At 55.9% G+C, this 13,322-nt stretch carries 11 protein-coding genes; 4 read left to right on the forward strand and 7 right to left on the reverse strand.

What is annotated here, in order from left to right; translation table 11 throughout:
* Positions 1-37: 37 nt before the first annotated feature.
* Positions 38-472 (reverse strand): DUF1801 domain-containing protein, encoded by a 435-nt coding sequence (locus ACRZ91_RS10285; RefSeq protein ID WP_480904938.1) that lies wholly within the window; start codon positions 470-472, stop codon positions 38-40.
* 116 nt (positions 473-588) lie between these two features.
* Here ACRZ91_RS10285 and ACRZ91_RS10290 point away from each other — a divergent pair, with 116 nt between their 5' ends.
* On the forward strand, positions 589-1,521 hold the full coding sequence (locus ACRZ91_RS10290; protein WP_480904941.1) for an MBL fold metallo-hydrolase: 933 nt from the start codon (positions 589-591) through the stop codon (positions 1,519-1,521).
* Between the two features lie 3 nt (positions 1,522-1,524).
* Here the strand turns inward: ACRZ91_RS10290 and ACRZ91_RS10295 are convergent, their stop codons facing one another.
* The 3 genes from ACRZ91_RS10295 to ACRZ91_RS10305 all read right to left on the reverse strand — a co-directional run bounded on the left by ACRZ91_RS10295 (position 1,525) and on the right by ACRZ91_RS10305 (position 5,221).
* Positions 1,525-2,856 (reverse strand): NAD(P)/FAD-dependent oxidoreductase, encoded by a 1,332-nt coding sequence (locus ACRZ91_RS10295; protein WP_480904944.1) that lies wholly within the window; start codon positions 2,854-2,856, stop codon positions 1,525-1,527.
* 148 nt (positions 2,857-3,004) lie between these two features.
* Positions 3,005-3,277 (reverse strand): hypothetical protein, encoded by a 273-nt coding sequence (locus tag ACRZ91_RS10300; RefSeq protein WP_480904947.1) that lies wholly within the window; start codon positions 3,275-3,277, stop codon positions 3,005-3,007.
* A 285-nt stretch (positions 3,278-3,562) separates the two neighbouring features.
* On the reverse strand, positions 3,563-5,221 hold the full coding sequence (locus tag ACRZ91_RS10305) for an NAD+ synthase (protein WP_480904950.1): 1,659 nt from the start codon (positions 5,219-5,221) through the stop codon (positions 3,563-3,565).
* Positions 5,222-5,368: 147 nt separating this feature from the next.
* Between ACRZ91_RS10305 and ACRZ91_RS10310 the strand changes: the two genes are divergently transcribed.
* The gene (locus ACRZ91_RS10310; RefSeq protein WP_480904953.1) at positions 5,369-6,859 is read left to right on the forward strand and encodes an MORN repeat-containing protein; all 1,491 of its coding nucleotides are present in this window, start codon (positions 5,369-5,371) and stop codon (positions 6,857-6,859) included.
* Positions 6,860-6,866: 7 nt separating this feature from the next.
* Here the strand turns inward: ACRZ91_RS10310 and ACRZ91_RS10315 are convergent, their stop codons facing one another.
* Entirely contained in the window at positions 6,867-7,532 is a 666-nt protein-coding gene (locus tag ACRZ91_RS10315; RefSeq protein ID WP_170474408.1) for an SDR family NAD(P)-dependent oxidoreductase, read from the reverse strand.
* Positions 7,533-7,808: 276 nt separating this feature from the next.
* Between ACRZ91_RS10315 and ACRZ91_RS10320 the strand changes: the two genes are divergently transcribed.
* Complete coding sequence (locus ACRZ91_RS10320; protein WP_480904956.1) at positions 7,809-9,377, forward strand: 2-isopropylmalate synthase; 1,569 nt, start codon at positions 7,809-7,811, stop codon at positions 9,375-9,377.
* Between the two features lie 44 nt (positions 9,378-9,421).
* On the opposite strand, the gene ACRZ91_RS10325 is transcribed toward ACRZ91_RS10320, so the two are convergent.
* Complete coding sequence (locus ACRZ91_RS10325; RefSeq protein ID WP_480904959.1) at positions 9,422-11,161, reverse strand: adenylate/guanylate cyclase domain-containing protein; 1,740 nt, start codon at positions 11,159-11,161, stop codon at positions 9,422-9,424.
* A gap of 111 nt (positions 11,162-11,272) precedes the next feature.
* On the reverse strand, positions 11,273-12,067 hold the full coding sequence (locus tag ACRZ91_RS10330) for a 23S rRNA (adenine(2030)-N(6))-methyltransferase RlmJ (RefSeq protein WP_480904962.1): 795 nt from the start codon (positions 12,065-12,067) through the stop codon (positions 11,273-11,275).
* A 154-nt stretch (positions 12,068-12,221) separates the two neighbouring features.
* Between ACRZ91_RS10330 and ACRZ91_RS10335 the strand changes: the two genes are divergently transcribed.
* Complete coding sequence (locus tag ACRZ91_RS10335) at positions 12,222-13,268, forward strand: rod shape-determining protein (RefSeq protein ID WP_010442888.1); 1,047 nt, start codon at positions 12,222-12,224, stop codon at positions 13,266-13,268.
* Positions 13,269-13,322 lie beyond the last annotated feature (54 nt).

The raw sequence follows: 13,322 nt of genomic DNA on the forward strand, positions 1-13,322 counted from the left end.
TCATGTCACATGGGCGCGTTTTTGTCCAGCAGGGCGTTCAGGTCGGCTCTACCGGCCACATACCATATAGGTGTTCGAGCCCAGCTTTGATGAGTTCACGAAGCACGTCGAGATCGATGTCTGACAACTTGTTCACGTAGAGGCAGGATTTCCCCAGCTTGTGTTTGCCCAGTCGAGACAGGATATATTCGAAATCAGCATAACCCGGCATGATGTAGATAGAATGCGCAGCCTTGCGCGGAGAGAACCCGGTCGCCAAAAAATCGCCTTCCCGCCCGGAAGCATAGCGATAGTGATATCGGCCATAGCCAATGATCGACGGACCCCACATCACTGGGGCAAACCCGGTGGTATCCTGAAAGAGCCTGTCCAGCACTTGCACCTCGTCCGCCTTACGCAGCGGCTGAACGGTCGCCATAAATTCAGCAATATTTTGCCCGGTGGGCACTGTTTTGTTCTCAGATCGCGGCATGAACAAAAATTAACACGTAATGTTCATCCATGCAGCCCATGTATTGGGTCTATAACTGGCAAGAGAAACGCTCTGACCTATTTCTACTACTGGCGTTTTGACAGGGAGACTTAGATATGACGATCAAATTGACACGAAGGGCAGCTCTGAGTGCCGCTGCCGCATTGCCTTTTGCCTCTGCCGCGGTGCCGGCTTTCGCAGCAGGTGAGCCGAGCAAAGCAAATTCGACCATCGCAAAATCATTCCAGTTAGGCGATTTCACTGTTACCACCCTGCTCGACGGCAGCGTGCCACGTGATGAGCCAAAGGCACTATTCGCCGCTGAAGTTTCTGACGACGAATTTGCAGCAATCTCTGCGGAAAATTTCATTCCAACTGATATTGCGCAATTCTTCTTTACTCCGACACTGGTCCATACCGGCTCTGAGCTGGTGTTGTTCGACACGGGCTTGGGTCAAGGCGGTATCCAAGCCGCGCTGGCTGACGTAGGAGTCTCACCTGACCAAATTGATGTGGTCGTGATCACGCACATGCACCCCGACCATATCGGAGGCATGACAACGAATGACGCTCCGACATTTGCGAACGCCCGATTTGTAACCGCCGCGCCGGAATATAATTTCTGGTCTGCGATGGATGCGGGCAACCGCGTCGGAGATATGGTTGCAGCGAACGTCACACCCCAAGCCGAAAAGATGACGTTCCTTGACGATGGTGGAGAGGTCACTTCGGGAATAACAGCGATGGCGGCTCACGGACATACGCCTGGTCACACGGTTTATCATCTGGAAAGCAATGGACAACGATTGGTTCTGACGGCCGATCTGGCAAATCACTACGTCTGGTCATTTGCGCGCCCCGAATGGCCCTTTAGCTTCGATATGGACGCTGCAGCGGCTACCGCGTCGCGTCGGAATGTGCTGGGTATGCTGGCCGCAGATAAAATACCCATGATCGGCTATCACATGCCTTTCCCAGCTGCCGGGTACGTTGGAACACGCGGCGAGGGGTTCCGGTTCGTACCGGTCAGCTATCAAATGATGGGCTAGGGCCTAATAACCAGGATCTGGCCGTACTTTTGAACCATCCGTGAAACGGGACAGGCGAAAGGCGGCTGGATCAACGCAGGGCGTGCTATCGGTGACAATATCCGCCATCAGCCGACCTGCGCCTGGCCCAATCCCAAAACCATGGCCGGAAAACCCGGTTGCGATATGCAGACCCGGGAATTCGTCTACTTTTGAGATAACTGGAATCGCATCCGGGGTCACATCGATCAGCCCGGCCCAGCTTTGGACGATCTCTGCCTCCTCAAGTACTGGCATCGCTTTGCGAGCGTTGGACCAGGCCTGTCGCAACACTTTTCGAGAGGGCTCGGGATCCAGCACCCGGCAGTGCTCAAACGGCGTCACATCGGTGGGCAGCCAAATTCTGTCCTCTTTTGCCTCGACCATCCAGCGGCGCGACAGGCGAAACCGCAAGGAACGCCACTCTTGCCGAAACGCTGGCAAGAACTGAAGGCCGAGTCGAAAACTGTCAGGAACAATATCCACGGTATTCTCGTGACCCGACGCAATCGTGTAACCCCCGTCCGCACGTTTGCGAATGGCGAAATCATCACTCCAAAGCGATACCTCCTGCCCGGATTCTAACGGTGAGGTCCGCATGACTGTATTCAGCACCTTGAGTTGGGGCAGAGCGATACCTGCGTTCCCTGCAAAAAGACGCGACCATGCCCCACCCGCCAACACCACCTGACTGCAACGAACTCGCCCACGTTCGGTGAAGACACCTGCAATCCGACCTGCCTCGAGATCGACGCTGCGCACTGCGCATTGTGTCATGATCGCGGCCCCACTATTGCGGGCCGCCTCGGTCATTGCGGGGGCCGCCCATTGCGGCTCAGCCCGTCCGTCTTGCGGCATATAGAGCCCAGTCTGCGGTTTCATGGTGGAGTTTGGAAATAGTGAGGCCAACTCAGCGTGCGATACCATACGGGCACCTGTCTGCTGCCCTTCAACATGCTCCAACCACCGCGTCAAGTTACCAACGTCGCGTGTGCCTGATGCGCCAAATACGATCCCCGACTGAACATAGCCCGTGCTCCGCCCAAGGCGTTCATCCAACCCACGCCAGATGCGCAGAGCTTCCTGCATCAATGGGATCTCGCGTGGGTCGCGCATCCCAAGCCGGACCCAACCCCAGTTACGCGAACTCTGTTCACCGGCGATCCGGCCCTTTTCGCACAACAGGACGGAAACGCCACGCTCGGCCAACTCCAAAGCGGTCGAGACACCAATTATTCCGCCACCGATAACGACGACATCCACCGATTTAGGAAGGGTAATATCAGATTCGACGGGAGTCGGAGAAGGACCTGGCATCAACCGCTCGGAAGTTGTTTATCGAAGCGGTATCCAGCCCGAGAACGCGTATTCTGGCAATGAGAAACGGAGGTAGGTCAACTGAATGCAACAACCTGTTGCCTATCAGCCAGCACATTACGCACCGCGCGGCACTGGCTATTCTAAATCAGGCAGCGCCGGACAGTTGCGCCCATGTTTGGCGCAGAAAAGATTTGCGGCCAGTATCAGGCTTTGCAGCAAGAACTTCTTGCGACTTCAAGGATGGAAATTCCGGTCGCGTCGGCTCATTGTCTGTAACCGGCGGCGGTGCAAGATCCTCTTTGTTCAGAACTTCTGCAATCGAAGCATCAAGCCTTTCTTCATCCAGCTTGCGCGGCTCAGACTCCATTGTTTTCCATTGCAATGGAGCATGAAGCGATTTGTCATATCCATTCGTCATTTGACCACCATCACCTTTACCGACACCCAAAAACACGGATGCCCCAACTCAGATCAACAATCACGGTCGCAGTTTCTGAAATAGCAGAGCGGCTTACCGGATTACGTCACATTCGCCTCACACAAGGCGAACTCCTGACATAAATGTGGCAAAAAAAGGACCCAATTACAAGCTGAACGTGCGCCAGATCTCCATAACCATTTGCCATGTATGAACAATTATGATGACCGTAGCCAACTGCCGACGAATTGGAAACAATCATAGCGATAGAAACTGATCCGGGTCTTAATTCTGATCGCGCCAGCGATTTACAATCGGGTAACGACGATCCAACCAGAAGGCCCGCGGGGTCAGCCGTGTGCCCGGCGCCGATTGAAAGCGCTTGTACTCACTGATGTAAATCAGGTGCTCAACGCGCCGCGCGTCGCCTTCATCAAAACCCGCCTCTACGCAATCGGCGATCGAGCCATCCTGATCCACCAATATATCAAGAATGGCGTCCAGAACCGGGTAATCCGGCAGGCTGTCGCTGTCTTTCTGATCTTCACGCAATTCAGCGCTCGGTGGCTTATCGATGACCGAGGGACGGATGACCTCTCCTTCGGGGCCCATCATCCAATCGCGGTGATTGGCATTGCGCCAGCGACAGGTCTCGAACACGCGGGTTTTGTACAGGTCTTTGATCGGATTGTAGCCTCCGTTCATGTCGCCATAAATAGTAGCATATCCTACCGCGACCTCGGACTTGTTGCCGGTCGTCAGCAGCATCTCGCCAAACTTGTTCGAGATCGCCATCAACAGCAGACCACGTAGGCGGGACTGAACGTTTTCTTCGGTCAAATCTTCCTCGCGCCCGGCAAATAGCGGGGCAAGCGTGTTGGTCACTGCTGTCCGACCTTCGGAAATCGGAACAAAATCATAGTGAACTCCCAACGCCTTCGCGACGGCTTCGGCATCATCCAGAGAGCTTTGGCTGGTATATTCCGATGGCAACATAACGCAGCGCACATTGTTCGCCCCGATGGCATCTACCGCAATCGTTGCAACCAATGCTGAGTCAACGCCCCCTGACATACCAAGCACCGCCTTTTTAAAGCCGGTTTTAGCCATGTAGTCGCGCAGGGACTGCACCATAGCGCGATAGTCCTGCTCCCATGCATCTGGCTGCGGCACCACCTCTGCAAGATCGATTCGCCAGCCGTCGTCGGTGCGCATCAGATCGATGTTTTGCACCGCTTCATCAAAGACCGGCATACGGAATGCAAGCTCTCCGCCGGGGTTCAGACCAAAAGTGGCACCATCAAAAACCTGATCATCCTGGCCGCCGACCATGTTCAGATAGATCACTGGCAAGCCTGTCTCGACCGTACGCGCCACCATATGGTTCAGCCGGATGTCGTATTTGTCTCGGAAATAGGGCGACCCATTGGGGATTAACAGGAACTCAGCCCCGGTTTCCTCGAGCGTTTCGGCAACATCCTCGTGCCAGCCATCCTCGCAAATCGGACTCCCCACCCGGACGTTACCGACCGCATAGGGCCCACCCATTGGACCTGCGTCATAGAGCCGAACCTCGTCAAAGACGGTTTCATTTGGCAAGTGATGCTTGAGAACCTTGCTTACTATCTTCCCACCTTTGAGGATCAGATACGCGTTATAAAGCTTGTCTTCCTCGACCCAAGGACCTCCGATTGCCAGCGCAGGGCCCTCGGCGCAGTCTTCCGCCAGCGCCTGCACAGCTTGCATCGCCGCACGATGAAACACAGGCTTCATCACCAGGTCCTGAGTATTGTAACCGGTGATGAACATCTCAGGCAGCGCCACCAGATCAGCCTGCGCCGCGCGCCCTTGCTGCCAGGCCGCAGCAGCCTTTGCGGCATTCCCTTCGATATCCCCAACGGTTGGGTTCAGTTGCGCCAGAGTGATGCGGAAACGGTCGGCCATTTTGCCCTCTTGCCCTCGTCAGTCCTTCAGGGATTTAGCAGATCACAGCGCGAGTGAAAGGCAAATGCGGCAAAACCCGTTGCTCTGCCCCCTGCGGTATCCTAGTTTTGCGCCAACATCTCATAAGAGCCGCAGGCAGGTACAAATATGAACGCGATCCGCACATCCCTTACCGCTGCTACATTCGCCATGCTGACGCAAATTGCAGCGGCCCAGCAAAATGATCAGATCATCATAGCCGACGACGACGTCGGAGGTGTTTACGAAGGCACATTCGAAAACGGCCTGCGGCACGGCACAGGCACTTATCGGCTGCCCAGCGGATTCGAATATTCCGGTGAGTGGGTCGAAGGAGAGATTCAGGGTAAGGGTACGGCACGATACGCCAATGGTTCGGTCTACGAAGGCGATTTCGTAAAAGGCCAACCTGAAGGACTCGGGAAGATCGTTTATGCCGACGGGCAAACCTATGAAGGTGAATGGTCCAAAGGTGCGATCAATGGCGACGGTATTGCCGAGTACACCAATGGCATGCGGTACGAGGGCACGTTCAAGGAAGCTAAGCGCCACGGTCAGGGCGTGCTGACCAGTGCCGACGGATATATCTACGATGGTGATTGGGTGGACGGCCAAAAAGAAGGCAAGGCCAAGATCACCTACGCTGACGGCAGCACTTATGATGGCGATGTCAAAGCCGGGAAACGTGCTGGCACAGGCACTCTGAATCTGACTGGCGGATTGACCTATACCGGTGACTGGCTTGATGACAATATGACCGGAACCGGTCGGCTCACACACCCCAATGGTGACGTCTACGAAGGCGCGCTGATCAATGGGCGGCGTCAGGGCGAAGGCAAAGTCACGTACGCCAGTGGCGCGGTCTATGAAGGTAATTTCGCCGACGACCTGCGTCAGGGACAGGGCACATTCACCGGCACTGACGGCTTTCGCTATACCGGCGAATGGTCAGATGGTCAGATCGCGGGATTGGGCGAGGTAACCTATGCGGATGGTTCCGTATATGTCGGTGACTTTCTGGATGACCTGCAGCACGGCAAAGGGCGGACGACCTATCCAAACGGCACTGTTTATGACGGCGACTGGGTTGCAGGCGTATTTGAAGGCACCGGAACAGCGACCTATCCAAATGGAACCGTCTATTCGGGGCAGTTTAGAAACGCGCGCAGTCATGGCAAAGGAGTTCTGACCTTCGCCAACGGCTATCGTTATGACGGAGATTGGGTCGATGGTGTCCGGCAAGGGAAAGGCAAAGCCACGTTCCCGGACGGTATTATATATGAAGGCGAGTTTAAGGATGGCAAACGCCACGGACTAGGAACGCTCACTCGCCCCGGCGGTTTCAGTTATACGGGCGAATGGTCTGACGGAAAAATCAACGGTGCTGGCATAGCAACCTATGAAACAGGCGACGTCTACGAAGGCAATTTTCTGAACAATAAGCGTCACGGTGAAGGCACAATGCGTTTCGCCGGTGGTGAAGTTGAATCTGGGATCTGGGAAAATGACACCCTGGCGCGTGAAACAGATACCCCTGCTGAGATACCTGATCCAGAACCAGAGGCCGAACCTTCAGAACCTCAAACCGATACAGATAACGCAGATACGAGTGACGGCTAAAAAAGCCCTACCAAGGCACGCGCTTGCCAGCCCAGTCAAAAAACCCGCCCGTGTCGGTTGGTGATAGCCCTGCGATAACGGCAAGCAAATTTTCCGCCGCCTCTTCGGGCTCGACTGCAGGGTGGCGACCGAGATATTTCTTCGTAAATGCGGTCTTAACCGTGCCGGGATGCATCACAACACACGCAGCTTGTTTATGCGTGCGCGCCAGCTCAATCGCGGCTGTATGCACGATCTGGTTCACCGCAGCCTTCGATGCACGATAGCTTACCCAACCACCAAGTCGATTGTCTTCAATTGACCCGACGCGCGCCGACAACACAACGAAGGCTGCCTTCCGGTCACGTGGTAACAGCCTGTGAGCCTGTTTGAGGACCAATGCAGGGCCAATAGCATTCAGGGCAAACTGGTCCATCATCGCGCGGGCTGACACGGCGCGCATCGACTTCTCAGGTTCAGCCCCGTTTATCTCAAGCGCGCCAGATGCAACGATAATCAGATCGAACGGATCAGAGAGAGTATTCAAAATCCGCGCAACCACATCAGGGTCCGTCAGATCAAACCCATCCACAGACCGTGACAATCGCGTCACCTCAACGCCCCGCGCTTGCAACAAATCGCTCAGCGCGCGCCCAATTCCACCAGATGCACCTATGATTAAAGCGGTTTCCATGACTTCAGAGCTAGAAGGAAACCAAGTCCCTTCAACAGCTCAATCAATTTCAACTAGGGTTCATTTTCCCGCTTTTCATTCGCCATGCGCCCTGTATAAGCTGAAGCCCATGATCAACCGCGCAGATATCGCTTTTGCCGACGCCGCATCCTGCGGTGCATCGCTGCGTGGTCTACTGATCCTAATCCGCCTCTGAGCGTGCCATCCGGCGCGCCCGCTCAGAGGAGGACGCCCGCGCGCCAAGAGGCTTTAGGACAGAAGAAGAAAGAGAACCCCATGACAAACGTGACCGACCAAGACCGCGTCGTGATCTTCGACACCACATTGCGCGACGGCGAGCAAAGCCCGGGCGCGACTATGACCCACAACGAAAAGCTCGAGATTGCCGAGCTTTTGGATGAGATGGGCGTCGATATCATTGAAGCAGGATTTCCGATCGCATCGGAAGGCGATTTCAAGGCAGTATCCGAGATCGCCGAACGGTCGAAGAACAGCCGCATCTGCGGTCTGGCCCGCGCCAATTTTGCCGATATCGACCGCTGTTGGGAGGCCGTGAAACACGCCGAGAAGAACCGGATTCATACGTTCATCGGCACCTCTCCACTGCATCGCGCCATACCGAACCTGACGATGGACGAGATGGCCGACAAGATCCACGAAACAGTCAGCCATGCGCGCAACCTGTGCGAAAACGTGCAGTGGTCGCCGATGGATGCAACGCGGACCGAATGGGATTATCTGTGCCGCGTCATCGAGATTGCGATCAAAGCGGGTGCGACCACAATCAACATTCCCGATACTGTCGGCTACACTGCCCCGGTCGAGTCTGCCGACCTGATCAAACGCCTGATTGAAACGGTCCCCGGTGCAGATGAGGTGGTCTTTGCAACGCATTGCCATAACGACCTTGGCATGGCAACCGCGAACTCATTGGCCGCAGTCGCGGGTGGGGCGCGTCAGATCGAATGCACCATCAACGGACTCGGCGAACGCGCCGGCAACACCGCGTTGGAAGAAGTTGTCATGGCGTTGCGCACCCGTAACGACATCATGCCTTGGCATACTGGGATAGATACCACCAAGATCATGCACATCTCCCGCAGAGTGGCGACCGTGGCGGGCTTTCCTGTCCAGTTCAACAAGGCCATCGTGGGTAAAAATGCTTTCGCCCATGAAAGCGGTATTCACCAAGACGGAATGCTGAAAAACCGCGAGAATTTTGAGATCATGCGGCCCGAGGATATCGGCCTTTCGGGCACGTCGTTGCCGCTGGGCAAGCACTCCGGCCGGGCTGCACTGCGCGACAAGCTTGAGACGCTGGGCTTTGAGGTCGGAGACAACCAGCTCAAGGATATCTTTGTGCGCTTCAAGGATCTTGCAGATCGCAAGAAAGAGGTCTTTGACGACGATCTGATCGCCTTGATGTCTCTGGACGACGACGACGATCGTTTGCAACTGGTGTCGATGAAAGTGACCTGCGGTACAGGCGGTCAGGCTGAATCGACGGTAGAGCTTGAGTTCGATGGCAAAGATGTTATCGCCACCGAGCATGGCGACGGACCGGTGGACGCGACTTTCAAAGCGATCCGAGCTATTTACCCGAACAAGGCGCATCTGCAGTTGTATCAGGTCCATGCAGTGACCGAAGGTACGGACGCGCAAGCCACGGTTTCTGTACGGCTGGAAGAGGATGGCATGATTGCCACCGGTCAGTCAGCAAATACGGATACCGTTGTTGCCTCGGCCAAAGCTTATATCCACGCGCTGAACCGCCTGATCATGCGCCGTGAAAAAACAGGTCCAGGCGCGGACACGCGTGAGATCAGCTATAAGGATCTGACCTGAGATAAAATCGGCCCGTTGTCGCGGGCCGTTTTTCGCTTGGAAGGTCAGGACAATCCGGCCTTTCTTACTCCACCAACAAAATGCTGCAGATCTTCGTCCCGGGCGTAATGCAGCGTCGCAACCAGGTCTTTGATCTCGGTATCGGGCTGCGCAGAATAAATAGCCTCCACATGTTTTCGGGCCTTGGCATCATCCCCCAGCCACGCGAAGCACGCCGCGACATAGGCATTTTGCACAGAGTCTAGCGTTGGCAAATGGGCAAAATCGTCAATCGCCTGATCATAATGCTTTCCACCAAACCGCGCCTTTCCCAGATGGCTCCAGAAACGTGCAGGATGATGCGGATTCAGGCGCATGGCTTTCTGAATCCACTCAGCGCCTTCGTCGGGTCGGCCTGACCAGGTCAGCAACTCTCCCATCTGGACGACAACCAGATCGTAGTTCGGGTTCAGCGACAACGCCCGTTCCTGATGGTAACGCGCACGCGCCAGATTGTTCCGCAATATCTCGACGGCCCCCATCAAACGATGAACATCCGCGTCGTTGTCATCCATCGAGGCCGCCTTCAGGATCGCCTCTTCGCAGGACGCCATCATGGCGTCGCTGTCATCACACCAGCCATAGCCCCAGGCTTGCCCCCGGATGCAACCGCTCCAGGCGTGGGCGTGGGCATAGTCGGGGTCAAGCTCGATGGCGCGGTCGATCAGCTTGGTGGCCTCGGCATTATCTTCGTACGTGCTGCGATGATGCAGGACCTTGGCGGCCAGAACACATTCGTACGCGGCGAAACTCGATGGTTTTTTGCGCGCCAGCCCTTCTTGCTGGGACGCTTCGATCCTCCCCGGCAGAGTCGCAACCACAGCTGAAATCACCTCGTCCTGAATGGTGAAAATATCGTCAAGGTCACGGTCATATTTCTCGGCCCAGACATGGCCATCGCATTCACTGTCGATCAACTGAACCGTAACGCGCACCCGATTTCCCGCCTTGCGAACGCTGCCTTCGACTATGTAGCGCGCACCCAGTTTATCACCAACATCACGGACGTTCACCGCCTGCCCTTTGTAGACAAAGCAGGAATTGCGCGAGATCACGAACAGTTCGTGCCTGCGGCTCAGCTCAGTCAGAAGATCTTCGGTCAGACCGTCGGCAAAGAACTCCTGCTCTGGATCACCACTCATGTTCTCAAATGGAAGAACCGCGATCGAGGGTTTGACGACTCTTGTCCCTTCTTGCCCGGTAAGGTTCTGCTCGGCCTCGCCGGCCGGCGCATCTAATCCGACCCTGTACGCGCGAACAGGTTGCGACAGGTTCTTGAGTGACAGGTCCCCTACATCGTGAAACTGTAGCTCCAACCGACTGGATACCTGTTCGTGGACAGCGCCGGAAATCAGCACTTCGCCTGCTTGTGCTGATTGTTCCAACCGGGCGGCAATGTTGACACCACTGCCAAAGATGTCCCCGTCTTCAAAGATGATTTCATCAAGGTTGATGCCTATGCGAAACTGAATGCGCTGATCTTGCGGAACATCCGCATTCCTACGCAACATTCGGTTCTGAACTTCGACGGCGCAGGTTACGGCGTCGCTTGCGCTGGGAAATTCGACAAGCATTCCGTCGCCGGTGGTCTTGATAATCTTTCCGTGGTTTTTCTCGATCGAAGGGTCGATAAGCTCAATCCGGTGCGTGCGCAGCCGCGCCAGCGTGCCTTGCTCGTCAATTTCCATCAATCGGCTATAACCCACCATATCGGCGGCCAAAACCGTAGCAAGTCGGCGTTTCATGGCACCCCTCCCTGCTGTAAGTTTAGGGCCGGTGGTCCTTTTGGAACAAGAAATTTTGCAGACACAGCCAGGACGTGTAGTCGGACACGCTCAATGCGCCTTGAACATGTGTTACCTGTGACCCAGCCCCGCAAATATTGCATCCAACCTGCGCGCCTCGTCCGCAAACCCAAACGGAGCGTTCACGACAAACATGCCAGACCCGATCATATGATGACCTTCCCGCGCAGCAGGAAACCGCACCTCATGGCAAATCGTTTTGGGATATCCGGCGGATTTCAGTGATGAAATCATAGCCTTGTGTCGCGCATCCGTCAGGATTGGATACCAGAGCGCGATCACCCCCACATTCCACTTGCGATGCAATTTCGCGATCACCCCAGGCAACCGGTCATAGTCTGCCTTCAATTCATAACTGGGATCGATCAGCATCATCCCACGCCGGGGCGTTGGTGGCAGCAGAGATTGCGCAAGTTCGAACCCGTCTTGCCGGTAAACCTTGGCCCTGTACGGCGACAGTGCAGTAGCCAGTGCCGCATGTTCCTGAGGATGCAACTCAGCAAGGTGCAAACTGTCCTGTTCTCTGAGCAGATTTGCAGCGATTAGTGGGGAACCGGGATAAGCAGGCGCGCCATATCGGGCCTGCATAGTCCCCAGCACCTGCATCATTGGGTGATCCGGATCAAACCAACCCTCACGCTGCGCACGCGCGATACCGGCAGCCGCTTCTCCCGTTCGGATCGCCTCGGCCGCGTCAAGCTCATACAGACCACGCCCCGAATGCGTCTCGACATAACTGATCGGCTTGTCCTTTTGGGTCAGATACCGCAGCGTCCACGCCAATAAAGCGTGCTTTTGTACATCAGCCAGATTTCCAGCGTGGTAAATATGTTGATATGAGAGCATTTTGCCTTCTAAAGTCCCTACCAATAAGGCGGAAAGGTGCTGACTATCGCGGAATCAGCCCTTTAACCGGACGAGTTGGCACCCTATAAGGCATCCGTCCCGGAACCGTCGAGTCGCGGGCAGTGGAAATTCGGACAAACGGGATCAGGGAAATATGGGCATCTTTGGCACTCTGGGCGGCCTGTTCACAGCGGACATGGCTATAGACCTCGGAACAGCGAACACGCTTGTTTACGTCAAAGGGCGCGGTGTGATCCTGTCCGAACCGTCAGTTGTTGCCTACCACGTCAAGGATGGCGTGAAGAAGGTTCTGGCCGTCGGCGAGGACGCCAAATTGATGTTGGGTCGAACGCCAGGCTCGATCGAAGCGATCCGCCCGATGCGAGAGGGCGTCATCGCTGACTTCGACACCGCGGAAGAGATGATCAAACACTTTATCCGCAAAGTGCACAAACGCTCAACTTTCTCGAAACCCAAGATCATCGTCTGTGTCCCCCATGGCGCGACACCCGTTGAAAAACGCGCGATCCGTCAATCTGTTCTGTCTGCAGGCGCGCGACGCGCGGGCCTGATTGCCGAACCGATTGCAGCTGCGATCGGTGCGGGCATGCCAATCACCGACCCGACGGGCAACATGGTCGTTGATATCGGCGGCGGCACCACCGAGGTCGCGGTTCTGTCGCTGGGTGACATCGTTTATGCGCGTTCGGTCCGCGTGGGTGGTGACCGCATGGACGAGGCCATCATCTCGTATCTGCGTCGCCAGCAGAACCTGTTGGTCGGTGAATCGACCGCTGAGCGCATCAAGACCACAATCGGCACTGCACGGATGCCCGATGATGGGCGTGGGCAGTCGATGCATATCCGAGGCCGCGATCTGTTGAACGGCGTGCCTAAGGAAATTGAGATCAGTCAGGCTCAGGTGGCCGAAGCACTGTCCGAGCCCGTTCAGGCGATCTGCGAGGCGGTGATGACCGCGCTGGAAACCACACCGCCCGATCTGGCGGCTGATATCGTCGACCGCGGCGTCATGCTGACCGGTGGCGGTGCGCTGTTGGGCGATTTGGATCTGGCTCTCCGCGAACAGACCGGGCTGGCCGTTTCAATCGCTGATGAAAGCCTGAATTGTGTGGCTTTGGGCACCGGCAAAGCGCTGGAATACGAAAAACAACTGCGCCACGCGATTGACTACGAAAGCTAAGGCGCGCACCCTTAGGGTACGAAAACTCGGGCACGAGCAGCACGGGAAGGTAAC

Source organism: Ruegeria sp. O11 (assembly GCF_056535285.1).

What these genes read in the sequence shown, in the direction of transcription:
- ACRZ91_RS10300 (WP_480904947.1), bottom strand. Translation starts at nt 3,277, where the DNA reads ATGACGAATGGATATGACAAATCGCTTCATGCTCCATTGCAATGGAAA.
- ACRZ91_RS10305 (WP_480904950.1), bottom strand. Translation starts at nt 5,221, where the DNA reads ATGGCCGACCGTTTCCGCATCACTCTGGCGCAACTGAACCCAACCGTT.
- ACRZ91_RS10335 (WP_010442888.1), top strand. Translation starts at nt 12,222, where the DNA reads ATGGGCATCTTTGGCACTCTGGGCGGCCTGTTCACAGCGGACATGGCT.
- ACRZ91_RS10310 (WP_480904953.1), top strand. Translation starts at nt 5,369, where the DNA reads ATGAACGCGATCCGCACATCCCTTACCGCTGCTACATTCGCCATGCTG.
- ACRZ91_RS10320 (WP_480904956.1), top strand. Translation starts at nt 7,809, where the DNA reads ATGACAAACGTGACCGACCAAGACCGCGTCGTGATCTTCGACACCACA.
- ACRZ91_RS10295 (WP_480904944.1), bottom strand. Translation starts at nt 2,856, where the DNA reads ATGCCAGGTCCTTCTCCGACTCCCGTCGAATCTGATATTACCCTTCCT.
- ACRZ91_RS10325 (WP_480904959.1), bottom strand. Translation starts at nt 11,161, where the DNA reads ATGAAACGCCGACTTGCTACGGTTTTGGCCGCCGATATGGTGGGTTAT.
- ACRZ91_RS10290 (WP_480904941.1), top strand. Translation starts at nt 589, where the DNA reads ATGACGATCAAATTGACACGAAGGGCAGCTCTGAGTGCCGCTGCCGCA.
- ACRZ91_RS10285 (WP_480904938.1), bottom strand. Translation starts at nt 472, where the DNA reads ATGCCGCGATCTGAGAACAAAACAGTGCCCACCGGGCAAAATATTGCT.
- ACRZ91_RS10330 (WP_480904962.1), bottom strand. Translation starts at nt 12,067, where the DNA reads ATGCTCTCATATCAACATATTTACCACGCTGGAAATCTGGCTGATGTA.
- ACRZ91_RS10315 (WP_170474408.1), bottom strand. Translation starts at nt 7,532, where the DNA reads ATGGAAACCGCTTTAATCATAGGTGCATCTGGTGGAATTGGGCGCGCG.